The sequence below is a fragment of the Candidatus Pelagibacter sp. Uisw_090 genome (assembly GCF_047717845.1).
Classification (GTDB): Bacteria; Pseudomonadota; Alphaproteobacteria; order Pelagibacterales; family Pelagibacteraceae; genus Pelagibacter.
In genome coordinates this window covers 270,655-297,224 of sequence record NZ_CP159810.1, presented here as the reverse complement: position 1 = coordinate 297,224, position 26,570 = coordinate 270,655, and the positions used below count along the sequence as shown (strand labels likewise).

At 32.1% G+C, this 26,570-nt stretch carries 27 protein-coding genes and 2 pseudogenes; 7 read left to right on the top strand and 22 right to left on the bottom strand.

Translation table 11 applies throughout. The features are described 5' to 3' along the window. Positions 1 to 3: 3 nt before the first annotated feature. The 6 genes from ABXT58_RS01565 to ABXT58_RS01540 all read right to left on the bottom strand — a co-directional run bounded on the left by ABXT58_RS01565 (position 4) and on the right by ABXT58_RS01540 (position 5,647). On the bottom strand, positions 4 to 1,251 hold the full coding sequence (locus ABXT58_RS01565) for an ABC transporter permease (protein ID WP_415304296.1): 1,248 nt from the start codon (positions 1,249 to 1,251) through the stop codon (positions 4 to 6). 85 nt (positions 1,252 to 1,336) lie between these two features. Then, entirely contained in the window at positions 1,337 to 2,458 is a 1,122-nt protein-coding gene (locus ABXT58_RS01560) for an extracellular solute-binding protein (RefSeq protein WP_415304295.1), read from the bottom strand. Between the two features lie 124 nt (positions 2,459 to 2,582). Beyond that, the gene (locus ABXT58_RS01555; protein ID WP_415304294.1) at positions 2,583 to 3,671 is read right to left on the bottom strand and encodes an ABC transporter ATP-binding protein; all 1,089 of its coding nucleotides are present in this window, start codon (positions 3,669 to 3,671) and stop codon (positions 2,583 to 2,585) included. A gap of 59 nt (positions 3,672 to 3,730) precedes the next feature. Beyond that, on the bottom strand, positions 3,731 to 4,372 hold the full coding sequence (locus ABXT58_RS01550; protein WP_415304293.1) for a M24 family metallopeptidase: 642 nt from the start codon (positions 4,370 to 4,372) through the stop codon (positions 3,731 to 3,733). Further along, positions 4,314 to 4,898 (bottom strand): aminopeptidase P family N-terminal domain-containing protein, encoded by a 585-nt coding sequence (locus tag ABXT58_RS01545; RefSeq protein ID WP_415304292.1) that lies wholly within the window; start codon positions 4,896 to 4,898, stop codon positions 4,314 to 4,316. Before ABXT58_RS01545 ends, ABXT58_RS01550 begins: the two co-directional genes overlap by 59 nt. Positions 4,899 to 4,903: 5 nt before the next feature. Then, positions 4,904 to 5,647 carry a racemase gene (locus ABXT58_RS01540; protein WP_415304291.1) on the bottom strand — a complete coding sequence of 248 codons (744 nt, stop codon included), beginning with the start codon at positions 5,645 to 5,647 and terminating at the stop codon, positions 4,904 to 4,906. A gap of 169 nt (positions 5,648 to 5,816) precedes the next feature. Here ABXT58_RS01540 and ABXT58_RS01535 point away from each other — a divergent pair, with 169 nt between their 5' ends. From ABXT58_RS01535 to ABXT58_RS01510, 6 genes and pseudogenes are all read left to right on the top strand, one after another. Beyond that, positions 5,817 to 6,983 carry an LLM class flavin-dependent oxidoreductase gene (locus ABXT58_RS01535; RefSeq protein WP_415304290.1) on the top strand — a complete coding sequence of 389 codons (1,167 nt, stop codon included), beginning with the start codon at positions 5,817 to 5,819 and terminating at the stop codon, positions 6,981 to 6,983. Next, positions 6,983 to 7,570: an amino acid synthesis family protein gene (locus ABXT58_RS01530; RefSeq protein WP_415304289.1), complete on the top strand. Its 588-nt coding sequence runs from the start codon at positions 6,983 to 6,985 to the stop codon at positions 7,568 to 7,570. The genes ABXT58_RS01535 and ABXT58_RS01530 overlap by 1 nt, the downstream gene beginning before the upstream one ends. Positions 7,571 to 7,574: 4 nt before the next feature. Beyond that, positions 7,575 to 8,357 carry an alpha/beta fold hydrolase gene (locus ABXT58_RS01525; RefSeq protein ID WP_415304288.1) on the top strand — a complete coding sequence of 261 codons (783 nt, stop codon included), beginning with the start codon at positions 7,575 to 7,577 and terminating at the stop codon, positions 8,355 to 8,357. Beyond that, positions 8,358 to 9,839, top strand: coding sequence for an aldehyde dehydrogenase (locus ABXT58_RS01520; RefSeq protein ID WP_415304287.1), 1,482 nt, complete (start codon positions 8,358 to 8,360; stop codon positions 9,837 to 9,839). Between the two features lie 4 nt (positions 9,840 to 9,843). Then, positions 9,844 to 10,728, top strand: coding sequence for a DMT family transporter (locus ABXT58_RS01515; protein WP_415304286.1), 885 nt, complete (start codon positions 9,844 to 9,846; stop codon positions 10,726 to 10,728). Positions 10,729 to 10,775: 47 nt separating this feature from the next. Next, positions 10,776 to 11,958, top strand: a pseudogene (locus tag ABXT58_RS01510) (ABC transporter substrate-binding protein). A 56-nt stretch (positions 11,959 to 12,014) separates the two neighbouring features. Here ABXT58_RS01510 and ABXT58_RS01505 read toward each other — a convergent pair. The 16 genes and pseudogenes from ABXT58_RS01505 to ABXT58_RS01430 form a co-directional block, all read right to left on the bottom strand. Beyond that, on the bottom strand, positions 12,015 to 12,776 hold the full coding sequence (locus ABXT58_RS01505) for a sulfite exporter TauE/SafE family protein (protein WP_415304285.1): 762 nt from the start codon (positions 12,774 to 12,776) through the stop codon (positions 12,015 to 12,017). A 1-nt stretch (position 12,777) separates the two neighbouring features. Beyond that, on the bottom strand, positions 12,778 to 13,941 hold the full coding sequence (locus ABXT58_RS01500) for an MFS transporter (RefSeq protein ID WP_415304284.1): 1,164 nt from the start codon (positions 13,939 to 13,941) through the stop codon (positions 12,778 to 12,780). A gap of 75 nt (positions 13,942 to 14,016) precedes the next feature. Beyond that, positions 14,017 to 15,348 (bottom strand): branched-chain amino acid ABC transporter permease, encoded by a 1,332-nt coding sequence (locus ABXT58_RS01495; protein ID WP_415304906.1) that lies wholly within the window; start codon positions 15,346 to 15,348, stop codon positions 14,017 to 14,019. Positions 15,349 to 15,383: 35 nt separating this feature from the next. Continuing rightward, positions 15,384 to 16,394 carry a branched-chain amino acid ABC transporter permease gene (locus ABXT58_RS01490; RefSeq protein WP_415304283.1) on the bottom strand — a complete coding sequence of 337 codons (1,011 nt, stop codon included), beginning with the start codon at positions 16,392 to 16,394 and terminating at the stop codon, positions 15,384 to 15,386. Position 16,395: 1 nt separating this feature from the next. Further along, a complete protein-coding gene (locus tag ABXT58_RS01485) occupies positions 16,396 to 17,103 on the bottom strand; it encodes an ABC transporter ATP-binding protein (RefSeq protein ID WP_415290109.1) in 708 nt (235 codons plus the stop codon). Then, positions 17,103 to 17,897 carry an ABC transporter ATP-binding protein gene (locus ABXT58_RS01480; RefSeq protein WP_415304282.1) on the bottom strand — a complete coding sequence of 265 codons (795 nt, stop codon included), beginning with the start codon at positions 17,895 to 17,897 and terminating at the stop codon, positions 17,103 to 17,105. Before ABXT58_RS01480 ends, ABXT58_RS01485 begins: the two co-directional genes overlap by 1 nt. Before the next feature lie 9 nt (positions 17,898 to 17,906). Then, positions 17,907 to 18,674 carry a pyrroline-5-carboxylate reductase gene (locus tag ABXT58_RS01475; RefSeq protein WP_415304281.1) on the bottom strand — a complete coding sequence of 256 codons (768 nt, stop codon included), beginning with the start codon at positions 18,672 to 18,674 and terminating at the stop codon, positions 17,907 to 17,909. 32 nt (positions 18,675 to 18,706) lie between these two features. Continuing rightward, complete coding sequence (gene glaH, locus ABXT58_RS01470) at positions 18,707 to 19,618, bottom strand: glutarate dioxygenase GlaH (RefSeq protein WP_415304280.1); 912 nt, start codon at positions 19,616 to 19,618, stop codon at positions 18,707 to 18,709. Then, a complete protein-coding gene (locus tag ABXT58_RS01465; protein WP_415286010.1) occupies positions 19,618 to 19,941 on the bottom strand; it encodes an AzlD domain-containing protein in 324 nt (107 codons plus the stop codon). Before ABXT58_RS01465 ends, glaH begins: the two co-directional genes overlap by 1 nt. Next, complete coding sequence (locus ABXT58_RS01460; RefSeq protein ID WP_415277943.1) at positions 19,931 to 20,635, bottom strand: AzlC family ABC transporter permease; 705 nt, start codon at positions 20,633 to 20,635, stop codon at positions 19,931 to 19,933. Before ABXT58_RS01460 ends, ABXT58_RS01465 begins: the two co-directional genes overlap by 11 nt. Then, positions 20,635 to 21,420: an ABC transporter ATP-binding protein gene (locus ABXT58_RS01455; RefSeq protein WP_415277944.1), complete on the bottom strand. Its 786-nt coding sequence runs from the start codon at positions 21,418 to 21,420 to the stop codon at positions 20,635 to 20,637. The genes ABXT58_RS01460 and ABXT58_RS01455 overlap by 1 nt, the downstream gene beginning before the upstream one ends. Further along, the gene (locus ABXT58_RS01450; protein ID WP_415277945.1) at positions 21,420 to 22,160 is read right to left on the bottom strand and encodes an ABC transporter ATP-binding protein; all 741 of its coding nucleotides are present in this window, start codon (positions 22,158 to 22,160) and stop codon (positions 21,420 to 21,422) included. Before ABXT58_RS01450 ends, ABXT58_RS01455 begins: the two co-directional genes overlap by 1 nt. After that, positions 22,160 to 23,212, bottom strand: coding sequence for a branched-chain amino acid ABC transporter permease (locus ABXT58_RS01445; protein WP_415277946.1), 1,053 nt, complete (start codon positions 23,210 to 23,212; stop codon positions 22,160 to 22,162). The genes ABXT58_RS01450 and ABXT58_RS01445 overlap by 1 nt, the downstream gene beginning before the upstream one ends. Continuing rightward, the gene (locus ABXT58_RS01440) at positions 23,212 to 24,105 is read right to left on the bottom strand and encodes a branched-chain amino acid ABC transporter permease (RefSeq protein WP_168607277.1); all 894 of its coding nucleotides are present in this window, start codon (positions 24,103 to 24,105) and stop codon (positions 23,212 to 23,214) included. The genes ABXT58_RS01445 and ABXT58_RS01440 overlap by 1 nt, the downstream gene beginning before the upstream one ends. A gap of 64 nt (positions 24,106 to 24,169) precedes the next feature. Next, positions 24,170 to 25,410, bottom strand: a pseudogene (locus ABXT58_RS01435) (amino acid ABC transporter substrate-binding protein). Positions 25,411 to 25,522: 112 nt separating this feature from the next. Further along, entirely contained in the window at positions 25,523 to 26,137 is a 615-nt protein-coding gene (locus ABXT58_RS01430; protein ID WP_415304279.1) for a LysE family translocator, read from the bottom strand. 133 nt (positions 26,138 to 26,270) lie between these two features. Between ABXT58_RS01430 and ABXT58_RS01425 the strand changes: the two genes are divergently transcribed. Continuing rightward, positions 26,271 to 26,567 (top strand): TIGR03643 family protein, encoded by a 297-nt coding sequence (locus tag ABXT58_RS01425; protein WP_168607274.1) that lies wholly within the window; start codon positions 26,271 to 26,273, stop codon positions 26,565 to 26,567. Positions 26,568 to 26,570: the final 3 nt, after the last annotated feature.

Sequence of the window (26,570 nt, the reverse complement as noted above, 5' to 3'; positions counted from 1 at the left end):
AGTTTATCCTAATTTAATATTATCTATTCCTACTAATTTATTATAAATCCAATAAATAGTTAAAACACCAACTAACAGCATTGTACCTAATGCAGCTGCAAATGACCAATCTAAAGAACTCTTCATATGATAAGCAATCGTGTTACTAATTAAAGATCCACTTGCTCCCCCAACTAATGCAGGAGTTATATAATAACCTATTGCTAAAATAAAAACTAACAAGGATCCAGCACCAATTCCTGGAACTGTTAATGGAAAATATATTTTTCTAAATGCTACAAATGGTGTTCCACCTAAAGATTTTCCAGCTCTCATTAAGCTTGGAGATATTGTTTTCATTACACTGTAAAGTGGTAAAACCATAAATGGCAATAAGATTTGAGTCATTGCAACAAAGGTTCCAATTACATTGTACATTAGTTCTGGCCTAGCGTCGTTAGCTGCAAGTCCAAGCATTACAATTAAATCATTAATTGGGCCTTGTTGCTGAAGTAAAACCATCCAACTTGAAGTTCTAACTAAGAGTGATGTCCAGAATGGAAGCAGTACACATATCATTAGTAAATTACTATATTTCATGGGCAATGTAGCTAATAAGTATGAAATTGGATAAGCAAGTATGAAACAAAATATAGTTACCCAAAATGCAACTTTAAGCGTTCTTAACCAAAGTATTTTATGAATTCTTCTATCTTCATCTTGTTGAATTATTTTTCCATCTTGATTAAACTTTAGATCCACACCTTTTAAATATTTTGCATATGACCAGTTCGGAGCAGCATTCTTTAAAGCAACCAAATATTCACTTTGACCCCACCTTTTGTGAGTTTTTATAAATTGCGATTTGTAATCACCTTCTTCAAATTTTCCAAGTTTTCTAACTGTTTTTTTAATTAAGCTACTAAATCCACCTTTTTCATAATTCAGTCTTGCTATAATCTTACCGTAAGTTTTAGTCTTTTTTAAATATGCTAAATCTTCATAAAGTGCTGCATATACAGGCTCTTCTGGAAGGTCTTTACCATCCCATTTTTCAATCGCTGTAAAGGTATTTGGTAACATTTTAGTGATCATACGATCATCGACACTTCTAAATAACATGTCACCTATTGGAAATACGTATGTGATTACAAGAAATAAAAATAATGGCGCTACAAGCATTACTGCTCTTAATTTATTTTTTCTCTCAGCCTTCTTTAAACTTACCTCTAAAGGTAAACCGTCTGATGATAATATTTGTTCTGTACTCATATTTTAAAAATTCTTAAAAAAAAAGGGCGGTTATTTTGTAACCGCCCTAGTATTTTATAATAAAAACTTAATCTATAAAATTAAATTATAGTCCAGCTTTCATTGCTTCCCATTTCTCATTGATTTCATCTTGGTTATCTGCCCAGAAATCAGGATTCATTAGGATGTATTTTTTTGTATTAACAGGCGCTGTAGGCATGTGTTGTACCATGCTTGTTTTACCATCTTTATACCATGGCTCTCCAGCATCTATAATAGCTATTGAAGACTTTCTCCAAGGAGCGTAAGCAATATACTTAGCACTTCCAGCTAAACCTTCAGTACTTGTCATTTCTCTAAGTACTTTCATAGCTTTACCGTTAGCATCGTTAGGTCCACCTTTAACCATTGCAAAATACTCATAGTCAAGAATTTGTCCATCCCATACTTGAACAAGTGGAGTTCCTTCCATTTGCGCATTAAAGAATCTACCATTCCAACCAGTAGCCATTACAACTTCACCGTTAGCAAGTAATTCAGGCGGCTGAGCTCCAGCATTCCAGAATACACATCCACCTTTTGGATCTGTACAAAGTGCTTTGATTTTATTCATCGCTCTGTCAATTCCACCATCAGCTCCAAGTTTTCTGTAAGTTAAGTCAGAACCTTTTCCAGGGTTTACACCGTCTGCAGTGATAGCAATCTCTACGTTAGACATCGCACCTTTGTAAATAGCTCTCTTACCAGGAAACTTTTTAGTATTGAAAAAGTCTTTTAATGTAGTTGGTTTTTTATCACCAATTGTTGAATCATTATAAGCATAGTTCCAAGAGTACAAGATGTTTCCAACTGCACATTTTGAAGGCATGCCTGTAAAGAAGTCTTGACTTGCTGGTGTTCCATCTGGAGCAGGTGAAAAATCTTTATCGAAATCGAATTCAACAAAAATTCCTTCGTCACATCCAATGATAGTATCTTTTGCATATACATCTATGATGTCCCAAGTGATTTTTCCAGCTTCTTTTTGAGCTTTAATCTCTGATAATCCACCAGTGTAGTCTACCCAATTAACAGGTATTCCTAATTTTGCCGCTGTAGGATCACCATACCCTAATTTTTGACTTTCAGTGTAAGCACCACCCCAAGACACTACAGTAACTGCAAATGCTGAAGTTGTGATAGAAAGTACAAAAGATAGAGCAAGTAATAGTTTACTTAATTTTTTCATTTTCTCTCCTATTTAACGTTAACGTTTGTTATTTTATAAAGTGAAAGTAAAACAATATCAGCCAGTTTAGTCAACAGCCAATTATGTCTAATTTGCCTTTATTTATTAAAGAAATTCTTAAAGTTTATTTTGGGTCTAAAGCTCTACAGTCAACACTGTTCCAGCCTATATTAAGTACATTACCTTTTTTAAGGTCTAGTCTTGCAGTACTATTTGGTACTTTAAGGATAAAATCTTTATTTCCAAGTAAATCAACTCTAAGTCTTGTATGATCACCATGATAAATTATTTCTTCAATTTTACCTTTATGATTATTATCCATTTTATCTGTAGGATCTATAATTGCTCTTTCAGGTCTTAGTGAAACTTTAGTTTTATCTCCTTTTGCTTTTACAGCAACTGGATTTGCTAAAATTTCAGTACCATCTTCTAATTTTACTTTGCATTTATCACCTGAAATATCTTCAACCTGACCTAAAAATTTATTATTCTCTCCAATGAACTCAGCGACAAAAGAATTAACTGGTTTTTCATATAATTCATCTGGGCTTGATAACTGCTGAACTTTACCATCATTGAAAACTGCAATTCTATTTGACATTGTTAACGCTTCAGTTTGATCGTGTGTTACATAAACAACTGTTACGCCAATACTTTCATGAATATGTTTAATTTCATATTGCATGCTTTCTCTTAAATTTTTATCTAATGCACCAAGTGGCTCATCCATAAGTACTACCTGTGGATCAAAAACTAATGATCTTGCAACAGCAACACGTTGTTGTTGTCCCCCAGATAATTGCATCGGCATTCTTGCTTCAAAACCATGAAGTGAAACCATTGATAAAGCTTTATCAATTTTTTTATCTGCTTCATCTTTTGGAATTTTTCTAACTCTTAATGGAAAAGCTAAATTTTCATAAACAGTCATGTGTGGAAATAAAGCATAGTTTTGGAATACCATTCCAATTCCTCTTTTGTGAGGTGGAATGTTTGAAATTACCTTACCATCTAGATAAATTTCTCCATGAGTTGGAGTTTCAAAACCAGCAAGCATCATTAAACAAGTTGTTTTACCAGAACCTGAGGGTCCTAACATTGTTACAAACTCACCTTCTTCGATATCTAAATTTAATCCTTTAACAACTAATATTTTGCCATCGTAGCTTTTGTCTACATTGTCAAATTTTACAAATTCTTTATTTTTTGCCATATTTTCTCCAGGGGATTTAAAACATTTGTTGGCTTATTTATCAAGTTTTTTTATTTCAACTACTTAATGTAAAGATCTTTTGAAAAATTACAAAATAACTCACACCCTTTGTCTGTTATTCGTATTGCTTCTGACGCTTCAACACCCCACCCTCCAAATTGCATTACAGCAATCATATGAAAAGTAACATTTGGTTCTAGAATAGTCATATCGCCTTTAGATATATTAAGGGTATGTTCACCCCAATCTGGTGGATAGCCAATTCCTATTGAGTAACCAGTTCTAGAGGTTTTTTCTATTCCATATTTATCTAGAATTTTCCAAAAAGCTTGAGCGACATCATCTGCTGTTTGTCCAGGTTTTCCAGCATCTATTCCAGCTTGAAGTGCCTCATTTGTTTTATTCATAGTATCAATTTTCAATTGATCGGGTTTTCCAAGTAAAACTGTTCTAGCCATTGGACAATGGTACCTTTGATATACCCCTGAAAGCTCTATAATTGTAGCTTCACCTTCCACAAACTTGTCTTGAGTTGCTGTTAAATGTGATGCTGAAGTACCTTTTCCTGTTGGAAGTAATGTTGCAATACTTGAGTACTCACCTCCAAATTCTGGGGTTCCATAAAATAATGCTTTTTGAATTTCACCCACGGCATCGCACTGTCTTACACCAGGATTTATAACTTCGATTGCTGTTTGCATTCCTTTTTGGGAAATTATTGCCTGCAGATTTCATAAGTTCTATCTCAGCATTAGATTTAACAACACGAGCCCAATTAACTAATCTTTCAGAATCTTTTAACTTAACATTTGGTAACCCTTGTTTCATTTTTTCATAACAATAAGCGGTAAAATAATGACTATCCATTTCTAAACCTATTGTAAGTTTATCCCATTTTCTCTCTTTTATAATTTCTATTAAATTATCGTAAGGGTGCACTGGCCAAGTATGAATATATTTTTCATCATAAACTAAAATATTCTCATTTTTTAAATAAGTTTTTATATAGGCTCCACCTGAGTCTTGCTTTCTAACCCAGCATAATGGCTCATCATCATTCACGTGTATAATTACAGCTTGAGCGTAATAAAATGACCAAGCATCATAGCCAGTTAAATAATTCATATTAGCCGTATCACTAGAGATTAATAGTTCTATACCCTTCTCTTGCATTGAGCTCTGAACTTTTTTTAGTCTAGCTTTATATTCTTCTTTGCTAAAATTCATATACCTTAACTATTAAATAATTTTCCAAAACCTTCAATCTTTTCTTTGTAATTAATTGCATTAAGAGAATCCCAGATTAAAGTTTGATTACTTGATAAAACAATTTTATTTAGTTTTTGTTCAAGCATCTCAATTATTGATAAAGCAGGTAAAGCTGTGCATGAAATAAATAAAGCATCAGCTTCATTTAAATCCATTTTTGAAAGAATTTCATATAGATAGCTAGGATCAATTTTTCCTATATCAATGTCGGACTCTATACCAAAGTAGGAGTTTGCTGTAATTTCAAAATTTTCCTTTTTAAAAAAATTTAAAACTTCGTCATTTAACTTTTTTGAATAAGGTGTGAAAATCGCAACTTTATTAACTTTTAGTTTTTTCAGTGCTTTGATTGATGATGTGCTTGGTGTCGTAACTATAGCTTCTGGTTTTGCTTTCTTTATTTTTTTTTCAATAGAGTCATAGCCTGCAGCAATAGTACCTGAGGTGCACCCGTAGGCAACGCAATCAATTTTTTCACCAGGAAGAATGTCACTTGTTACTTCTGTTACTTTTTCAGACATTTTAATTAGATTTTCTCTTGTTAGGGGATTAAAACACTCAATTCTATTAACAAAAAAATCAATTTTTTTATCCTTAATTATTTTAATAAAATCTTTTTCAATCATATAGTCGCTTGCAAGAGCAACTAACCCTATCTTGGGGTTTTGGTGCTGGTTAAATTTGGGGTCAATTTTATTTGATTTCATGAATATAATTATATTCTAAGATTAAATATATTGATTATTTTGTCTAGTTAATTTAACCTCTTCTTATAAGCGATACATAACTCGTCGTTATACTGGGTTTAAAAGGTACTAAAGTAGTTACGAAAGTGGGATCAGTCGTCTTTAAATTTAACTATTTAAGGAGGTTTGAGTGAAATTTGGATATTTTTGTAACACTACTAATTGGAATCATAAACCTTATAATCAATTATTAAACGAAACCAAAGAAATCACTACTTACTGTGATGAAAATAATTGGGACTCCATTTGGTATACAGAGCATCACTTCAATCATGAAGGAATGGAATCTTGTACTAACCCATTAATGATGGGGGTTGATGCTGCAGCTAGAACAAAACAAATTAGAATAGGTCAAGCTTGCAATGTAATTACATTTCATAATCCCATCCGTTTAGCTGAAGACATAGCTTTACTAGATCAATTGTCTGGAGGAAGAGTTGATGTTGGTATTGGAAGAGGAATTTATGGAAGAGAAGCAATCAATATGAACAAAGAGGCTGACCTAAAGGATCAGGCTAAAAATTTTAGATTGTTTGATGAGTCATTAACCATAATGAAAAAAGCATGGACTGAAGAATTTTTTAGTCATAAAGGTGAATTTTATACCTACCCTACTCCTGGTTTTACATGGCAACATGACATGAGTCCTCCTAATGAAAAGTTTCTAGATACCAACACAAATGAAGTAAAAAAAATAAGTGTTGTTCCAAAACCAAAACAACAACCTCACCCTCCTATATGGCAAGTAGTTGATGGAGCAAGTTCAATTAAATGGGCAGCACAAAACGGTTTAAATACAATTATGTGGATACCTACTATTAAAGCATTAAAAACTAGATTTGAGATCTACAGAGATGCAAAATCTAAAGCTGAAAATAGAGATGTTCTACTTGGAGAAGGTGTTTCTTTAGTAAGAGATATGTTTGTTGCAGAGACTATGGAAGAAGCTGAAAAAATGGCTGGTGAACATATTATCAATTATATGAAGTGGGTTTGTCATTGGAGAGGATTGGGTAATCATATGGATCCAGACGAAGAGTTACCAGAAACAAAGCATAAATTAGATTTACTTAATTATGACTTTCTACATAAAAGAAATTTATTATTTGGGACACCAGAGTATGTTGTTAATAAAATAAACGAACTAAAGTCAGAGTTAAACTTACAAAATCTCCAGGTTTGGTCTAATTTTCCTGGAATAGATCATGAGACTTGCATGAGAAGTATAAAACTGTTTAATGATGAAGTTATACCAAAGATCAATTTAGATAGTTCAATCATAGAGAAAGCAAGTTAATGAAATTGGAACTTAGAAAGTTTGCAAAATTTGTAGATAAAACTTTTATTGAAGGTGGTAAGGAAGCTAAGGAACCAGTTTTAATGGTTTCTGTTGCTGCTGTATTTAAAAATCCATGGCATGGAAAAGGTTTTGTTGAAGATTTAAAACCAATTATTTTAGATTTAGCACCTAAGTTAGGTGATATTTTAGTTCCTGAGTTAATAAAAGAGATTGGTTCACCTGAAAAAATTTTAGCCTATGGTAAAGCAGGCACTGTTGGACTAAATGGAGAAATAGAACACGCATCTGCTTTTATTCATACACTAAGATTTGGAAATAAATTTAGGGATGCTGTTGGTGGAACTTCTTATCTGAGCTTTACTAATACTAGAGGTCCAGCTGGATCAAAAATGTCTATACCAATGATGCATAAAATAGATTCTGGACTAAGACCTTATTATCTAACTCATGAATTTACTATACATGATGCTCCTTTTGATGATGAAATAGTTATTGCTATTGGCGGTGCTTCAAGTGGAAGAGCTCATGCTAGAACAGGAGATCGTTACCAAGATATGAAAGAAATGGGACTAGATCCTAAATAAATTAATGTCTCAAAATTTTGATCCAAATCAAAATTATTATTCATTTATTGATAATAGTACAGAACCACTAGTCTTTATTCATGGTGTTGGGTTAGATCATGAAATGTGGGAGCCTCAAATTAATTCTTTAAATAATCATTCAATAATTACTTATGATTTATTAGGTCACGGAAAAACTCCATACGATAAAGATGAAGTCACTTTGAATGATTTTTCAAATCAATTAGATTATTTATTAAATTTTTTGCAAATAGATAAAATTAATCTTATTGGATTTTCTCTTGGCTCATTGATTGCATTAGATTTTGCTTCTAAATTTCAAGATAAATTAAAAAGCCTTACTGTGATAGGAACAGCATATAAAAGAACTGCTGAACAAAGAGCTTTGGTTACCGAAAGATTTGAACAAGCAAAACTAAATAAACCAATTTCAAAACAAGCACTTAGAAGATGGTTTACAGATAAATATTTAAATAAATATCCAGAAATTTACGATCAATTTATAAAAATTTTAACAAAAGATGGTGAAGATCATTTAAATTTTTTAAAAGCCTATAAGTTATTTGCGTATCATCAAGATGATATAGATATGATCAAAAATATAAAAACTAAAACTCTTGTAATGACAGGATCAGATGATTCAGGTTCAACAGTTAAAATGTCAAAATCCTTATCTAATGATTTAATAAATTCAAGTTTTACTGAGATAAATAATGCAAAACATCTTTGTAGTATAGAGTGTGCAGATGATGTTAATATAAATCTTAAAAATTTTATTAATAATTAAATGATAAAAATTCAAAAATTTAAAATGTACATAGATGGTCAATGGGTTGACTCTGAATCTGGTAAAACTATTGAAACTTTAAACCCTGAGAATAATGAAGTGTGGGCAACTGTACCTGAGGCAGGTACAAAGGATGTTGACAACGCTGTTAAGGCTGCCCAAAAAGCTTTTGAAACATCGTGGGCTAACTTACATCCAAGAGATAGAGCTAAATATTTAAGGTCTTTAGCAAATCAATTAAGAGAAAATGCTGAACATCTTGGTATTATTGAAACTAAAGATACTGGGAAAATTTTTAGAGAAACTAAAACACAAGCCGATTATATTGCTGAGTACTATGATTACTTTGCAGGTCTTGCAGATAAAGTAGAAGGTACGGTTGTACCAATAGACAAGCCTGATATGCAAGTAATAACAACTAGAATGCCTATTGGTGTAATTGCTGCAATCATTCCATGGAATTCTCAAATGTTATTGACTGCTGTAAAATTAGCTCCTGCCCTTGCAATGGGAAATACCGTTGTAATAAAGGCATCAGAGCTAGCACCCGTAACCTTGTTGGAATTTGCTAAATTAGTTGAAAAAGCAGGAATACCAAAAGGAGTTGTTAATATCATTACAGGTTTAGGTGAGCCATGTGGTAGAGCGCTAACTATGCACGACCTTGTTGAAAGAATAGCATTCACAGGTGGTCCAGAAACTGCAAAAAATATTATAAAGAATTCTGCTGAAAACTTATCTCAAGTTAGTTTGGAACTTGGTGGTAAAAGCCCCGTTGTTGTATTTAATGATGCCGAACAAGAAAATGCTCTTAACGGAATTACTGCTGGAATTTTTGGCGCAAGTGGTCAAAGCTGTATTGCAGGATCAAGACTTTATATTCAATCAAAAATTTATGATGAGTTTTTGGATAAATTAGTCGAAAAAGCAGAAAAGATTAAGTTAGGTGCTCCAATGGAAAAAGATACTCAAATGGGTCCTTTAAATAGTTTCAAACAATTAGAAAATATTGAAAAAAATATTAAAGCTACTATTGAACAAGGTGGAAAAATTAGATGTGGAGGAAAAAGATCTAACATATCAAATAAAGGCTATTATTTTCCAGCCACGATAATTGAATGTAAAAATCATACCTTGCCTACGGCAGAAAATGAATTATTTGGTCCAGTATTATCTGTAATGAAATTTGACACTGAAGAAGAAGTAATTAAGCAAATGAATGATAATAAATATGGCTTATCTTCTGGAGTTTACACCTCAAATCTTGGGAGAGGCATGAGGGTTTCTAAGGCAGTGAGAGCAGGAATAGTTTTTGTAAATACATATAGATTAATTTCACCTATGGCACCATTTGGAGGAATTAAAGACAGTGGCTATGGTAAAGAAGCAGGCATTGAGTCTATTAAAGAATATACAAGAATAAAAACAACATGGTATAATTCTTCGGATAAGCCGATGACCGACCCATTCACTATGGGTTAATTATTTGACTGCAAGGCATTACTTTTTAATTTTATTTATTATGTTTATTTTTGGAAGTTCCTATCCAGTAAATAAACTTGCTTTAAATACATCCTTACCACCAATGCTAGCTGGATCTTTAAGAATGCTTATACTTTTTATTTTCCTTCTTCCTTTCTGTAAATTTAAAGTTCCTGATAAAAAATATTTTCTTCCTTTGGCTGGTTTTTCTTTAACTATGGGTTTTGGGGTTATTTTTTTTTTAAATCTAGCATTAGGTGAGGCAACATTCATTGCACCAATTATTATAGGAGCACAACTTGCAATACCATTTGCACTTCTTGCTAGTTCAATTTTTCTTGGTGAAAAAGTTAATACAAAACAATGGTTATTAATATTGGTTTCTTTTTTTGGAATTTTTCTAGTCGGATATGATCCAAATTTAAAAGGAGAAATTTATGCAATTTTTTTATGCAGTGTTTCAGCTTTTTTTTATGGAATTGCAAATGTGTTCTCGAGATACATAAAAGAAATTGATGTAAAATTTACAAATATGATCATGGGATTTACAGGTTTTATAACAATCTTATTATTTTCAATTTTTTCTGAAGGGAATACAGTTGGCCACTTAATGGACATAAACATTAATACCTGGCTCCTATTACTTCATAATGGAGTAATGGTCTCAGTAATTGCTCATACTTCTATGTTTTATCTTTATAAATTTTATTCAGTTAATAAAGTTATGCCTTTCTATTCTTTATTCCCAATATTCGGTTTAATTCTAACTTTTTTTATTTTTGGAGAAATTCCTACGTTGCTTAGCGCAATTGGTGGGACAATTGTGATTATCTCTGTCTATCAGCTTCAAAAATTAGATAAATCACCTGTTGAAAATTTTTTCAAATAAGCTTTAATTTCTTTTTTATAAATTGTTAACAATTAAAAAAGGAAATAATGAAAAAACTATTTATTGCTGCATTTATATTCGTTTCAACTTTTACAACGAATACATTCGCAGAAGTTAAGATGGGAATTATTTTAGGATTTACTGGTCCTATTGAATCTCTAACACCAGCTATGGCTGCATCTGCTGAACTTGCTTTTAAAGAAGCTTCTGATTCGGGCTCACTATTAGGTGGAGAAACTATTACAGTAGTAAGAGCAGACTCAACTTGTGTTGACTCAGCAGCAGCAACTGCAGCAGCTGAAGGTGTTATTTCACAAGGTGTAGCAGCGATTATGGGTGCTGACTGCTCAGGTGTAACTGGTGCTATTGCATCAAATGTTGCTGTACCAAATGGTGTAGTAATGATTTCACCTTCAGCAACTTCACCAGGATTAACAACTCTAGATGACAAAGGATTTTTTTAGAACGGCTCCTTCTGATGCTAGAGGTGGACAAATTTTAGCTGACATTACTAAAGACAGAAGAGTTAAGAGTGTTGCTATTACTTATACAAATAATGACTATGGAAAAGGTTTAGCTGACGTTTATGCGGCAGCTTTAAAAGCACATGGCATTAAAGTAACAATTGTATCTGCTCACGAAGATGGAAAAGCTGATTACTCATCTGAAGTAGCTACATTAGCTGCAGCAGGTGGAGATGCGGTAGCTGTAATTGGTTACCTAGACCAAGGTGGAAAAGGAATTATACAAGGTTCTTTAGACTCTGGCGCATTTGATAAATTTATTTTATCTGATGGTATGATCGGTGACTCATTAACTGAAGCTTTTGGAAAAGATTTAAATAAATCTTTTGGTTCAATTCCTGGTTCAATGAACGAAAAAACAGCAGGTACTTTTGCATCAGTTGCTAAAGCGGCCGGCATTGACTCGTCTGGACCTTACACTGGTGAATCTTATGATGCAGCAGCTTTAATCGTTCTAGCGATGCAAGCAGGTGGATCAGCTGATAGAGCTTCTATTGCTAAAAATGTAATGGATGTTGCTAACGGTCCTGGAACTAAGATTTATCCAGGTGAACTTAAAAAAGGTTTAGATTTATTAGCTAAAGGTAAAAAAGTTGACTACGAAGGTGCAACTGGAGTTTCTTTTACTAACGTTGGTGAAGCTGAAGGCTCTTTCTTAGAGAAAGAAATCAAAGGTGGAAAATTTAAAAATAAAAAACAAAGATAATTAATATTTTAATTTTAAAACCCTCAGCAGTGAAAGTTGCTGGGGGGTTTTTTTATCTAAAAACTACTTACAATTCTTAAGATTCCAATAATTGAAATAATTATTAAAAAATAAAATACAACTTTTCTATAAGTTTCTTCCTTACTTTTAACAAAAAATTTATTACCAATAAAAACTCCTAATGGTAAAATTATAATTAATGGAATTACTCTATAAATAGTTGTCATATCAACAATTCCTGAAAAAAAACTTAGAATAAATACGTAAATATCTGTCAAAAAAAATAGAGCTGCCAACGAACCTCTAATTACTGCTGGCTGAATACTTGTGATTAATAAAAAAAGTGCCACTGGCATACCACCCAATGTTGTAAGCCCATTTAGTGTTCCGGAAATTATGCCTGTAAAAAATTTTCCATAATTATTATTAATTTTTTGGTTAGAAAATCCTTGCATTAATAAAATTGAAAAAAATATTATTAACAAACAAATAGATAAATGAATTATTTGTGGATTTAAATACTTCAGTAAATAAAGGCCAATTGGAGAACCAATTATCATTCCTAATAATATTTTAAAAACAAATTTCCAATCAATTTTGTTCCAAATATATGGAACCATAAAAATACTAATTATTACCTCTAACGCTAAGATGATTGGAACTATTTCAATAGCCGGAAGTATAAAAGAAAAACCTGATATACATATTGCAGAAAAACCAAAACCATTAAAACCTCTTATTATAGATGCAATAAATACTATAAATATTACATAATAAATTTCTATTAAACCGAGTTGAAAATAAGATAAAATATCCATCTTATTTTTTTTCTCTAAAATCTGCTCTTAATGTTGATAAAATGATTATAGCTAAAAAGATTAAACAAATTAAATTCATTGTTTTCCAGCTTGTTAAAGTTAAAAAAACTCCTGCCGATAAACTTGCTACTGCTTGAATAGAATAAACAATTAAATCATTAAAGCCTTGTGCCTTGAATTTTTCATCTTCTCTATAAGATATAACTAGTAAACTTGTTCCAGATATAAATAAAAAATTCCAGCCAAATCCTAAAAATATCAGCGCAATTAAATAATTAACAAAGTTTTGCTCAAACAAACTTATTAAAATTGTTATTAAAAATAAAGCGACACCTGCATACATTATTTTACTATGACCAAATTTTCTTATCAAATTGCCTGTAACTAGTGATGGTAAAAACATTGCTGCGATATGAAGTTGAATTACAAACCCTGTTTTAGTTAAACTTATTTTTTCCATTACATGCATACTTATTGGGGTTGCAGTCATTAAAAATGACATCACAGCATAAGCAAAGGCAGAAGCTACTAAAGCTTGTAGAAATCTTGGTTGAGAAATTAACTCTAAATAACTACGTTTGATTTTTTTGTTAACGCGATTTAGTTTATGTCCATCTTCATAAAATAATAAAAAAATTGTTGAAGTAAGAGTTAAAGCTGCAAGTGCAATATAAGATCCAGCATATAAATGTTCAGCTATGATATCTTTTGTTATATTAGCTACATTTGGTCCTATAAAAGCTGAACCTATTCCGGCTAATAATATTATGGATATTGCTTTAGGTGCCATATCTTTTTTTACTGTTTCAACAGCTGCAAAACGATATTGATGACTAAAGGCTACTCCTGCGCCCAGTAAAAAACATGAAAAATTAAAAAGAATAAAGCTTTCATTGATTATTGAGTAAGCAGCTAGAAGAGATGACAAGGAGCTCACTACAGAAGCAAGCATAAATCCTGCTCTACGTCCAATTATACTCATTACCTTTGCTGCAAAAATTGCAAAAATAGCTATACCTACAATTGATAAGGCCATCGGTAGAGTTGCTAAAGATTTTACTGGGCTAAATTGAGAACCAATTATTCCACTTAAAAAAACTGTTACGGGTGCTGCTGTGAAAGCAAAAACCTGACTTAAAATCAGCAACCATAAATTCTTGTTCATTAAAAAAAATATTTATCACCGATGTACATAGCCCATGCTACTGCAGCTCCTAGTATAATGTATTTCATAATATCTTTATTTTATTTCGATTTTCTCAGGAAGTATACCTTTAGGTCGATACCTCATGATCAGTAAAAGACCCATACCCATCATTAAATATCTAAAGTATGGAACACTTTCAATTAAATGAATTTTTAACGAATGTGTGTCTGCTAAACCTGCTGTAAATAGATTAATTAAGAATAGTGCAATTGGTGCTGCCTCAATCCACAAAAACCAGACTGCAAAACCACCTAAAATTGCTCCAAAATTGTTTCCACTTCCTCCAACAATAACCATAACCCAAATTAAAAAAGTATACCTCATGGGCTGGTAACTACCTGGTGTAAATAAACCATCTTGAGTAACTAACATGGCACCAGCAATTCCAACTATAGCTGAGCCTAAAATAAAAATTAATAAGTGTTGTTTAACAACATTTTTTCCCATTGCGTTAGCAGCTTCTTCATTATCTCTTATCGCACGCATCATTCTTCCCCATGGGGAGTAAAGAGCTTTTTGAGTAACTATTAATAAAGCTATAACAACAATTAAAAATAAACCTGAATAACAAAGTTTTACAAAAACTGATGATCCCTCAATTACTAATTGATTAAGGGCTGCCTGTTTATCATTAATACTTGAGATTAAATCTAATTTTCCAGAATTAAATTTTGCAACTAGATTTATAAACCATTCTTTAGTTTGGAGTTCAATTTCATAAGGTACTGGTCGATCCAGTCCAATTACATTCTTAACTCCCCTTGTTAACCAATCTTCATGTTTAATAATGGCTATAACTATTTCTGAAATAAGTAATGTTGCAATAGCTAGATAATCTGCTCGTAAACCTAACGCAACTTTACCAACTATAAATGCTAGACCTGCTGCAAAAAATGCACCTACAATCCAAGAAAACATAATTGGCAATCCTAATCCGCCAAGAAATCCTGTTGTTGCAGGGTTAACATTTTCAATAGCCTCAATACTTGTCTCTGATGTAACTCTTATAATGATAATTCCAGCAATAATAATTGTAGCAATACCATAAGTTCTAATTTTAGATTTTTCAAAATTTTTTAATACAAAGCGTATTGCAAAGACCATCACGACTATTAACCACAAAGACATTAAAATACTAAAACCACCTGCAACCCATGCCTCTTGTACGGGTTCAACAGATATCAAAACTGCAGCTAATCCACCTAATGCTGCATAACCCATAAGACCAAAATTAATTAAACCTGCATACCCCCATTGAATATTTGCACCCATGGTCATTACCGCAGAAATCAAACACATGTTAAAAATTGATAGAGCTACATTCCATGATTGAAATATTCCAACTAAGATAATTAAACCCATCATTATTGTGTAGGCTGTAATCACGTTTAAGTGCTTTCTCACAGCACCTTCCCTTTGAATATTCCGTTAGGTCTATAAAGTAAAACGATCACCAGTATAGAAAATGATACAGCGAATTTATAATCTGTTGATAATAGTTGAACTAAAGTTTCTGGCTCCATGCTTGCTGGTAAAACATACATAAAGAATTTTTTATAAGCATAGGTTAAGAATATTTCCGAAAATGCTATGACATACCCTCCTAAAAATGCTCCAAACGGGTTTCCAATACCCCCAACAATTGCTGCAGCAAAAATTGGTAACATGTTATTAAAGTAGGTAAATGGCTTAAAACTTTTGTCTAAACCATATAAAGCCCCACCAATTGTCGCCAAAATACCTGCAATAATCCAAGTAATCATAACTACTCTTTTAGGGTCAATCCCAGATAATAAAGCTAAATCCTCATTATCAGAGTAAGCACGCATGCTTTTTCCTGTCTTAGTTTTGTTTAAAAACCAAAATAAAATAGAAACTAATACAATTGTTACAAATATTGTTAATACCTGGCTAGATTTAATTGCTAAACCTTCGTTAAGTCCAGTCATTTCTTTGAACTCACCTGCTTTGATAATAAATCTTTCTCCATCAAAAAATCTTTGATCTGATGGTCCTATTATTATTCTAACTACTGCTTGAGTTACAAACATCACACCAATACTAACCATTGCAAGCTGAACAGGAGGACTTTTACTTACTCTATAATATCTAAAAACAAATTTATCGATTAAGAGCATGTACCCAATTGTTAAAACAATTGCAAAAGGAATGGCAAGTAATGCTGTTGGTAAAACTCCTAAAGAAATTCCAAGTGATTGGAAATACCAGGTGAACAATATTGTAACCATTGTACCAAAAGCCATCATGTCTCCAGTTGCAAAATTAGCAAATCTCAGAATTCCATAAATTAAAGTTACAAATATTGCACCTAATGCTAGTTGCGAGCCATACGTAAGTGCTGGTATAAAAATGTAATTTAATAGTAATATAATTGCGTTTAAAAATTCCATACTATCCACCTAAAAAAGAGCTTCTTACTCTTGGGTCGTTTAATAATTCTTTTCCTGTTCCTGAATATTTATTTTCACCTGTAACTAACACATATCCTCGATCAGAAATGTTAAGAGCTTGCTTAGCATTTTGCTCGACCATTAAAATTGCAACATTAGTTCTTTTAACTTTAATTATATGATCAAATAATTCATCCATTACTATTGGAGAAACTCCAGCAGTTGGTTCATCTAACATTAACACAGATGGTTTTATCATTAATGCTCTACCAAGAGCTACTTGTTGTCTTTGACCTCCTGATAATTCTCCAACTAATTGATTTCTTTTTTCTCTAAGTATTGGAAACAGTTCATAAATTTCTTCTATAATATTTTGATAATTATCATCTCTTAAGTAAGCCCCCATCTCTAAATTTTCTTCAACGCTCATTCCTGAGAATACATTTTTTGTCTGTGGTACAAATGAAATACCCTCTCTCACCCTATCTTGTGGTGAAAGTTTTGAAATATCTTTGCCATCAATTATAACTGAGCCTGATTTTAAACTTAAGAGACCTAGCATTGCTTTCATGGCTGTTGATTTACCAGCACCATTAGGCCCAAGAATTGAAACTATTTCACCTCTGTTCACATCAACAGAACAAGAATTAATGATATCAGGTCCATTACCATAACCGCCTGTCATTTTTAAGCCTTCAAAAAAAGCCATTAATTTTCATCCTTTATTTTTGATCCTCTGCCTAAATAACTTTCTATAACCTTTTCATCTTTCTTAGCTTCTTCAGCAGTACCCTCAAATAAAACTGACCCTTCTGCCATAACAATAACAGGGTTACACAATCTACTTATAAACTCCATATCATGTTCGATCATACAAAATGTGTACCCCTCTTCCTTATTTAACTTAAGAATCGCAGTACCTAGATCTTTAAGTAGTGTTCTATTAACACCAGCCCCTACTTCATCAAGCAATACTAATTTTGCATCAACCATCATAGTTCTTCCAAGTTCTAATAATTTTTTTTGGCCACCTGATAAATTTCCAGCTAATTCATTTGATAAATGAGTTAGATTTAAAAAATCAACTACATCTTGAGCTTTTTGTTTTACAGCAAGTTCTTCAGTTCTAACTAAACTTGGTTTTAGTAAAGCTGTCATTAAATTTTCACCTGATTGATTTTTAGGAACCATCATTAAATTTTCAAGCACAGAAAGATTAGTGAACTCATGTGCTATTTGAAACGTTCTTAAAATTCCTTTAGAAAATAATTCATAGGAAGGAACATCTGTCACATCTTCATCATTAAATAACACTTTTCCTTGTGAAGATTTTAAATTTCCAGCAATTAAATTAAACAAGGTAGTTTTACCTGAGCCGTTAGGTCCTATTATACCTGTAATAGATCCTTTCTTAATCTTTAAAGAGCAATCTGAAACTGCAGCCAAGCCTCCAAAATACTTAGATAGATTTTCAATCTGTAAGATGTTTTGTTGTTGATCCATGAAATTTATTTATTTATTTAATCTTTTATGAATACTGTTGAGTGTCTTTTCTAAAGATTTATAAAAACCTACTTTTATTAGCTCTTTGACTCCTTGTTCATTTAAACCTTTAGGTGTTTGAGATTCTTTTACTAAGTGTTTTAAATCTTTTTTAGAATTCACAACCGCATCTTCAGATAACGCTAAAAATAAAGAAGTTATATATTTTTGTGCATCATTTCGCTTAACCCCTCTTTTAACCAACCAGTCAGTCATCACTCTTAACAGTTCATAAAATGGAGCCATCATTCCAGATGTAGACCAAAAATTAATTGAAGATTTTTCATTTTTAATTTCAACTGTTGTGCCAATTTTATTAAAGAAATCTTTTACCTTTTTATTGGGTGGGCAAATTGGTACTGGTCCTTTTTTTAATGATATTGGAGGTAACGGTATTGCTCTTATAATTTTTGCCTTAACTTTAATTGCTTTTTTAAGTTGAGCTAAAGTAATTGTTGATATGAAGCTGATTATAGTTTGATTGGATCTAAACTTTAAATTTTTAATAATTTTTTCACCCACAGTTGGAATTACTGATAAAAATATCCAATCACATGAATTAACTATTTCCTGATTATCTTTGCTAATAGTTATCTTTTTAAACTTTTTTTTTAAGGTGCTAGATATAGATTTATTTCTCTGCGAGATGATTATTTTATTATATGGAATACTAGAGCTACAAATACCAGTGATCACAGCAGACGTAATTTTACCTGTTCCTATAAAGCCTAATTTCATAAATATAGTTACTTTATAGTGATATTAGTGAATTAATTAATAAAAAAAGAACCTCTAATTCTCAACAGTTCTCTACTTAAATCTTTATTCTCTTTGAAGGGTTTTCTTCCATGTAGCCAAAAATAATTATTAGCTACAATGCTTGACCCAGGTGCTAGTTTAGTGATTACTTTATTCTTACTCTCCTCCAAACCATCTGATAATTTTTGTAAGAAAATTCCTTGATCCATATTTTTTGGCTCAGGGAATTGATCAATATAAGAAATTTTTGGCTTACCCTTATCATCTGTTGTGAAAACTGGATGTTCAACTTTATATTCTATATTTTTACTTTTAGGAGAACCCCAAACAAAATCTTTTCTTCCAACTGGATCATTAAATAAATCCTCACAATGTTCCCAGTCATCAAGATGAAGCATTGCCGTTTCTCCACCCAGCACATTTTGTTCTTCAATTTTAGTCATAAGTAGCCAATCTGTGGTCTCCTTAACATATGTGCCGTCTGTATGGAGATCCATATTTGTGTAGGCTTTTCTCAAATACGAGTCACTTTTATCTTCGTGCTTTACAAAAAATCTTGCATAATATTTTCCAGCCATTGCATCGTGGTTTGGATTGCCAATTAAATAAGCAATTGCTGTTGATAGTTTAACTAAAAACGTATCATTAATTTTTGAACTTATATTTTTTGGACCAATTATAAAACAGCCTGTGTCTCTGTCTCTTACTATTGAGTTAAGTAATTTGCTTAATTTATTAGAAGTTAAATTGTCTAAACTTTTAGCAATAGTAAATCTAGTAAATGGTTTATACTCTAAAGCAGTGATATCAAATTTGTTGAATGGAAATATCAATTTATCTAAAATTTCATCTTCAATTCTAATATCAATTATTCTTTTTGAATCTTGATGTTTTGTTATTGTTATGCCAGAGATATTTTTCATTAGAGATAATTACTTAGTACTGTCATCATAATAGCAGAAATCACAGTTGGATAAACAAAATTTCTTTTTGAAATAAAAAATATGAATAAACAAAATAAAACCACGACAATTCTACTTAGATAACTAGCATCAGACAAAACACCTACCGGAAATATAATTGTTCTGGCTATTAGTGCAGCTAGTGTTGAATAAGCAAGACAATTAAACCATCTAAATAACTTTGAAGTTTCTTTTATTCCTTCTGATGAGATTACCCCTAATAATCTAGATGAAAAAGTTGCTAATGATGTAACTAAAATTGCAAGAACTACACTAGTTGACATTTAGTTCTCCTATAAAATAAGCAATGGTTCCACCAACTAACCCACCTAGTAAAATTGACCACTCAGGTGATAGAAAATAAAATATTGGTCCCAATAATAGACCCAAAATTACTGCAGCTGTAATTTGAATGGTCTTCATTGCACCCACCATCATACATAAGAAATAAATTGGGTTTAAAATTGCTAAACCCATCATCATATTTTTATCTAAATAATCTGAAGCATAAAAACCAATAAAAGTACCTATTACTGCTGTAGTCCAGGTTGCACAACCAATTCCAATCCAAAAATCAATTCTGTATTTTTTTTCAATACTTTTATAATTACTCTTCATTATCAGCCATGCAGACACAGCTATGAAGTGACAAGAAAAATAATATTTCCACTTAGGTTGGCTTTTATGCATCATTAATGGGAATAAAGAAACTGCCATTGGATACAATCTTGCATTAACAAACCAAACAGCCAAAAATATATTAAGTAAAGATGCTCCAACTAATAATGACTCCGCCATTACTAGCGATCCAGGTAACGCATAAGTAAGCATTGTTGAAAAAATGCTTTCTTGAATATTAAAACCCAAATTTTTAAGAAGTGCACCTATTGCTATAAAACAACAACCGAGTGCAAGAGCAGGACTATCAGGAGCTAGAATTGATCTAAAACCTTTAAAGAAAAATTCTTTATTAATCATTAACCTCCAAGGAATAATCTACCAACATCAGGATTTTTTAACAAATCATCCCCTTTGCCAGCGATCGCAGTTTGTCCAGATACTAAAACGTAACCTATATCTGCAAACTCTAATCCCTTTTTAGCATTTTGTTCTACTAAAATAATTGTTTTCTTCTCTGTTTGTTGAAGATCCCTTAAAATTTCAAAAACCATATCGATATATCTTGGCTCTAATCCAATAGATGGTTCATCAACTAGTAATACCGATGGTTTCATAACTAATGCTCTAGAAATTTCTAATAATCTTCTTTCTCCACCTGATAAAACTTTAGCAGGTTGATTTCTTCTATTTCTTAATCTTTCATATTTTTCAAAAATTCTTTCTGCTTCTTCATAGGACTCATCAGTATTTTCTTTGGAATAACCACCCATCAATAAATTTTCTTCAACAGTCATATCTGGAAAAACAGAATTATCTTGAAGTATATAAGCAATTCCACATGATGTAAGTTTTTGAGCTGGAGTTAAGTTGGTAATTTCTTTTCCATCAATTTCTATTTGTCCTGAAAAAATATTTGTAAATCCATAAATAGAATGAAGTATTGTAGATTTTCCTGCACCATTTGGTCCAATCAAACATAGTGACTGAGCCTTACTTACATTTAAATTAAAATCATGAAGTATTTCCATTTTACCATAACCCGCTGATAATTTTTTTATAGTTAGGTGGTTATTATCTGGTGATAGTTTTTGTAAATCTTCTGGCCCTGGTGCTTTACCTAATACATCATATTGATTTGACATTATTGTGCTCCCAAGTAAGCGTCTAGCACACGCTTATCATTTTTAATTTCATCTGGAGTTCCGTTTGCTAACATTTGACCGTGTGCTAAACAAAAAACTCTTTGTGCTAAATTCATTATTACTTTCATGTTGTGCTCTATAACTAGCAAGGTAATTCCATAGTCTTTATTAACACTAATTAAACGATCGATAATTCCATTAATCAATGTTGGATTAATTCCAGCTGTTGGTTCATCTAATAAAAGCATTTTAGGTTCATTCATTAGTGCCATTGCAAGTTCCAATAGTTTTTGCTGTCCAAATGAAAGATCTCCTGCTCTGAGCTTTCTTTTTTGATGAAGCCCTACAAATTTTAATAACGTCTCAGCTTTATCTGTTAAATCAGAAGGTATCTTTTGAAATACTGATAATATTCCATCATTCTCAGGTTTATTACTGATTAACATATTTTGAATACAGTTTAATTTTCCATAAATTCTAGTTTGTTGAAAAGTTCTAAGTAATCCAAGCTTTGCAACAACAGGCACTGGCAGTTCTGAAACTTCTGTACCATCAAATTTAATTGAACCATTGTCGATTGGATAAGTTCCTACAATTGAATTAAATAAAGTAGTTTTACCAGATCCATTTGGACCAATTAATCCAACAATTGAACCTTGTTCAACTGACATTGAAATATCAACGTTGGCCTTAACGCCACCAAAAGACTTACTTACATTTGATATGTCTAATATAGCCATTACTTTAATTCCACCTGTGCTTTTAAGTCAGCTTCATCGACAACTTCACCAAATCTTTCAGGATACTTTTCTCTTAACCATCCCATTACCCCTTCAGGAAAATAAACAACGATTACAATAATTAAAACTCCAAGAGCAACATACTGCCAGCCCAAGAAGTAAGTCCAAAAACCCTCTTTAAATAAGTGAAATATAGTTGCACCAACAAGTGGCCCCCATAAAGTTCCTTTACCACCAAGGATTGCCATTAAAACCATGAACACACCAAACGTTGGTCCAGCAAATGCAATTTCAGTTGGTTCAATGTATCCATTTATATGACCCATTAATCCTCCAGCAATTCCAACAAAGAAAGCTGATACCATCCAGCCAATAATTTTATATCTCATGGTGTGAATTCCCATTGCCTCCGCTTTATCTTCATTGTCTCTTATTGCATTTAAAACTAAACCAAATCTTGTGCTGTAGGCCCACTTCAAAGTAATAAAAGTTACAACTGCAAGAGCAAAACACAAATAATATAAAAACTGAGATGATGATGCATTAGATCCAAATCCTTTTGGCCAAACTGGAACTGTCATACCTTGACCTGCACCAATAATCTCAATTCCACCCGCAAGTTCGCCTGCAGCAATTCCTAATGCTAAAGTACAAATTGCAAAGTAGTGTCCTCTTAAACCTAAAATCCCATAACCAATTACTCCTGCAATTATTGTCGGAATAATTCCTGCTAGTAATATACCAACACCAAAACCTTGAAAAAATTGAGGGATAGTATGAACAAAAGTTTTTTCTCCACCTGCGTCTGTCCATTCTGCTAGTGAAAAGAACATTGCTATTTGAGTGCTTGATGCAACATACATTCCAACGCCAAAAAATAATATATTACCGAACGTGTTGTAGCCCATTTGTCCACCTTGAACGTCCCAAGTCATAGCTAAAACAATCAATATATAAAGAAACGATAATTGAAGTTTGTAAGCTGGAAATATGAATGCTCCAGCTAAACCAAAAATTATTAAGCCTGCGTATAGGAGTGTATTTTTATTCATTATTTTAAATACTCTCTTTTTCGAGCTAATTTAAACCTTCTATAAACCAATATAATAACTAGTAACGAGAATACTGCTGCAATTCTAAATTCTGTTCCAAGCAGATAATCAGCCCATTCTTCAAATACACCAAGTCCCATTCCTGATATTGCAACTGCTGGTAAATTTCCTAAACCTGCAATAATTACAATCATGAATGATCTAACCGTGTAAGGTAATCCTGTATAAGGATGAAGTGTGAATGTGATTGCAATACAAGCTCCTGCTATTCCACATAATGCTGCATTAATTCCAAAAGTTGCTGCATAAACTTTCTCAGTATCAACACCCAAAATCTTTGCTGCTCTTGCGTTTTGAGCTGTTGCTCTAATTGCTCTACCTAGTTTTGATTTCTTCATGTAGATGACAAGAATAATTGCAGATATCACACAAACTGCTCCTGAAAATATTTTAGCATTAGGAAGTGTTACTGAATTATTAAACAGCATTGTTGTTCCAAAATTTGACTGAGCAACTACAACATCTGCACCAAATGCAAAATTCATTAATTGCTGAGCTAAAATACTAATTCCAAATGTAGCAAGAATTGAAGTAAATAAATCTTTATCTACTACCTTATTAATAACAAGCTTGTACATTCCCCAACCCACACAATACATAATGATTGGCGATACAATCACGCCAAAGGCTGGGTGAATTCCTGATAGATACATAAAGTATGCAATGTATCCACCCATGATTACTAATTCTCCTTGAGCAATGTTTATTATATTCATTACTCCCCACTGTAATGCCATTCCATAAGCAATTAATGCAAACAAAATACCAAGAAGTATTCCGTCCATTGATGCTTGAACCATTAAGATCGGTGCTTGAAAAATTAAGAAATCCATAAATTCTTTAGATGTTTATAAAAAAATGCCCCCTATTACTAGGGAGCATTTTGCATATTAGGTATTATCTTTCTGACCAAGATGGAATTGGGTGTACCAACTCAGCTGATGCCCATTTTGTCGGAGCTACAACTTTGTTTTCACACACACTACCATCATCGTTACATGATACTTGGAAAAGTACCATTGGCTTAGATACGTTTTGACCACCTGCAGCAAATTTTATGTTTCCATAAAAAGTTTGCATATCAGTTGCAGCTAAAGCATCTCTAACTTTTTTAGTATCAAACGATTGTGCTCTTTCGAACGCATCTTAAAAACTAATAAAGCAGCAGAAGATTCAGCAGCTTGGTAAGGCGGTGCATATCCAAATGCTTTAGTAAAGTCTGCATCATATTTCATACCACCACCAAAGTAGTTGTCTTTGTATGATAGAGATTTATGCCATTGAGAAGCACAAAGTGCGTACTCAGAAGCTTTACCATGTTGCTTAGATAGTTTAGCAGCATCACAGTGAGTCATTGCTAACATTTTCACGTCAACTTTCATCTCTGAAATTTGTCTAACAGCTGTTAAAGCACCTTTTGTATGACCTGAAACCACAAGAACGTCTGGATTAGTAGCTTTTACTTTAGATAAAGTAGCAGCCATATCGTTAAGCTCTTTTGGTAACTTGTCATCTATGATGATTTTAGAACCTGTTCTTTTAGCAGCTTCAACAATACCCAATCTCACATCTTGTGAGAAAGCATCTTGTTCAAATGCCATTGCAATCTTAACTGGCTTTCCACCGTTTTTTTCAACCGCAAGGTCAATTGCTACATCAAGATATAAGTTAGCTGGCGCAAGTACTGCAAATAAATATTTGTAACCTTTAGTGAATAACGATCTAGACGCACCGTTTGCTTCAACCATAGGAACTTCATATTTTTCAGTTACAGGTGCCATAGCTTTTGTAAGTCCTGAGCTATATGGCCCAAGCATAAACTTAACACCATCTTGTTGGATTAATCTTTCTGCAAGTTGTGCTGCTCTTCCTGAGTTTGATTCATCATCGTAATAAATAATGTCAAACTTGTAAGTTTTTCCACCAACTTTAACACCACCCATGCCGTTTATTCTCTCAACTGCTAAGTTATAGCCGTTTTGAGTATGAACACCATTGGATGAATATTTTCCAGTCAATGAAACAGCTGCACCTAAAATAATTTTATCTCCAACTACCTTCGCGAAAGATATAGTTGAAGCTGAAATTAAAAGAGCAATTGCAGAAACTAAAGTAATTAGTATATTTCTGATTTTCATTTTATTTTTTCCTCTATTAGTTTTAAATTTAAAAAACAATTAAACATCTAAATGAATAAAAATACAACTAACGTCATACAGACTTAATTGCCGCAATTTTATTTGTAGGTTTTTAATACTTTTGAATAAATGCAATTGTAATTGCAATTAATATTAATACACACGCAGAAATTGTATTTATAACTTTTGGATTTGCTTTTATCCAAATAATTAATTTTCTAGCAAGTACTGCATAAGCAATTAGAGATAAAAAATCTAAAACTACATATGTTGTGATTAAAATAAAAAATTGAACGATATAATTTGAATTAAAGTCAATAAACTGTGGAAATATTAATGGAAAGAACATCCAAGCCTTAGGACTTGTTCCAGCAACTAAAAAGCCATCTTTAAAGAATGAAAAAAAACTTTTTGATGAAATATTATCTGAGCTTACATCTTTAAATCTTGAATTATAAATATCGTAAGCAAGATAGAGTAAGTATGCAATTCCTATCCACTTAAATATATTTAAAAAATTTGGATTATCGACAAAAAAAGATCCTAAAACAAAAATTACTAAAGTGGCTTGAATAATATTTGCTGTAACATCTCCAAGAGCTGTCCAGATACATTTTTGAACTCCATAATTCATGGAATATGAAATGATTACAATTCTAGGTGTGCCAGGAGTAATAAATAGAAATAAAATTATCTGTAAAAAAAGGAAATAATTTAAAGGGAGCATTTTTGGTTTGAGGATAGTCCAAAAAAACCGGAGCTAAAGATGGCTAAGATGGACTATCTAGGTTTGAAGATACCATGACCCTAAATAAAATGCATTAATCAATTTTTTCAAATATAATGAAAATAGAGGATTTATGAAAAAAAAAGGTCACACCCCTATAACTAGAGTTAAAAACCCAGAACCCCATATTTCAGATCCTGACTGGATCATTTGGGCAGCTTGGGCAGATCGAATCACTTTTGAGGAAATTGAGAAAAAGACTGGAAAAACAGAAGGTGAAGTTATTAAGATTATGAGACGATCTATAAAGCCTGTATCTTTTAGATTGTGGAGAAAAAGAGTTAATCAAAAAAGTATTAAGCACAAAAAAAAATTTGAGTATTCAAGAAAAGAAATTACTAGTAAAATTAAAAAGAATGATTATTTATAATCC

Excerpts from the sequence above, each read along its gene's own strand:
- ABXT58_RS01485 (WP_415290109.1), bottom strand. The coding sequence starts at position 17,103 with ATGGCTTTTTTTGAAGGCTTAAAAATGACAGGCGGTTATGGTAATGGA.
- ABXT58_RS01445 (WP_415277946.1), bottom strand. The coding sequence starts at position 23,212 with ATGAATAAAAATACACTCCTATACGCAGGCTTAATAATTTTTGGTTTA.
- ABXT58_RS01450 (WP_415277945.1), bottom strand. The coding sequence starts at position 22,160 with ATGGCTATATTAGACATATCAAATGTAAGTAAGTCTTTTGGTGGCGTT.
- ABXT58_RS01520 (WP_415304287.1), top strand. The coding sequence starts at position 8,358 with ATGATAAAAATTCAAAAATTTAAAATGTACATAGATGGTCAATGGGTT.
- ABXT58_RS01555 (WP_415304294.1), bottom strand. The coding sequence starts at position 3,671 with ATGGCAAAAAATAAAGAATTTGTAAAATTTGACAATGTAGACAAAAGC.
- ABXT58_RS01440 (WP_168607277.1), bottom strand. The coding sequence starts at position 24,105 with ATGGATTTCTTAATTTTTCAAGCACCGATCTTAATGGTTCAAGCATCA.
- ABXT58_RS01530 (WP_415304289.1), top strand. The coding sequence starts at position 6,983 with ATGAAATTGGAACTTAGAAAGTTTGCAAAATTTGTAGATAAAACTTTT.
- ABXT58_RS01425 (WP_168607274.1), top strand. The coding sequence starts at position 26,271 with ATGAAAAAAAAAGGTCACACCCCTATAACTAGAGTTAAAAACCCAGAA.
- ABXT58_RS01500 (WP_415304284.1), bottom strand. The coding sequence starts at position 13,941 with ATGAACAAGAATTTATGGTTGCTGATTTTAAGTCAGGTTTTTGCTTTC.
- ABXT58_RS01550 (WP_415304293.1), bottom strand. The coding sequence starts at position 4,372 with ATGCAAACAGCAATCGAAGTTATAAATCCTGGTGTAAGACAGTGCGAT.
- glaH (WP_415304280.1), bottom strand. The coding sequence starts at position 19,618 with ATGAAAAATATCTCTGGCATAACAATAACAAAACATCAAGATTCAAAA.
- ABXT58_RS01540 (WP_415304291.1), bottom strand. The coding sequence starts at position 5,647 with ATGAAATCAAATAAAATTGACCCCAAATTTAACCAGCACCAAAACCCC.
- ABXT58_RS01525 (WP_415304288.1), top strand. The coding sequence starts at position 7,575 with ATGTCTCAAAATTTTGATCCAAATCAAAATTATTATTCATTTATTGAT.
- ABXT58_RS01480 (WP_415304282.1), bottom strand. The coding sequence starts at position 17,897 with ATGGATCAACAACAAAACATCTTACAGATTGAAAATCTATCTAAGTAT.
- ABXT58_RS01565 (WP_415304296.1), bottom strand. The coding sequence starts at position 1,251 with ATGAGTACAGAACAAATATTATCATCAGACGGTTTACCTTTAGAGGTA.
- ABXT58_RS01495 (WP_415304906.1), bottom strand. The coding sequence starts at position 15,348 with ATGATGGGTTTAATTATCTTAGTTGGAATATTTCAATCATGGAATGTA.
- ABXT58_RS01460 (WP_415277943.1), bottom strand. The coding sequence starts at position 20,635 with ATGATTAATAAAGAATTTTTCTTTAAAGGTTTTAGATCAATTCTAGCT.
- ABXT58_RS01465 (WP_415286010.1), bottom strand. The coding sequence starts at position 19,941 with ATGTCAACTAGTGTAGTTCTTGCAATTTTAGTTACATCATTAGCAACT.
- ABXT58_RS01560 (WP_415304295.1), bottom strand. The coding sequence starts at position 2,458 with ATGAAAAAATTAAGTAAACTATTACTTGCTCTATCTTTTGTACTTTCT.
- ABXT58_RS01430 (WP_415304279.1), bottom strand. The coding sequence starts at position 26,137 with ATGCTCCCTTTAAATTATTTCCTTTTTTTACAGATAATTTTATTTCTA.
- ABXT58_RS01490 (WP_415304283.1), bottom strand. The coding sequence starts at position 16,394 with ATGGAATTTTTAAACGCAATTATATTACTATTAAATTACATTTTTATA.
- ABXT58_RS01475 (WP_415304281.1), bottom strand. The coding sequence starts at position 18,674 with ATGAAATTAGGCTTTATAGGAACAGGTAAAATTACGTCTGCTGTGATC.
- ABXT58_RS01455 (WP_415277944.1), bottom strand. The coding sequence starts at position 21,420 with ATGTCAAATCAATATGATGTATTAGGTAAAGCACCAGGGCCAGAAGAT.
- ABXT58_RS01545 (WP_415304292.1), bottom strand. The coding sequence starts at position 4,898 with ATGAATTTTAGCAAAGAAGAATATAAAGCTAGACTAAAAAAAGTTCAG.
- ABXT58_RS01505 (WP_415304285.1), bottom strand. The coding sequence starts at position 12,776 with ATGGATATTTTATCTTATTTTCAACTCGGTTTAATAGAAATTTATTAT.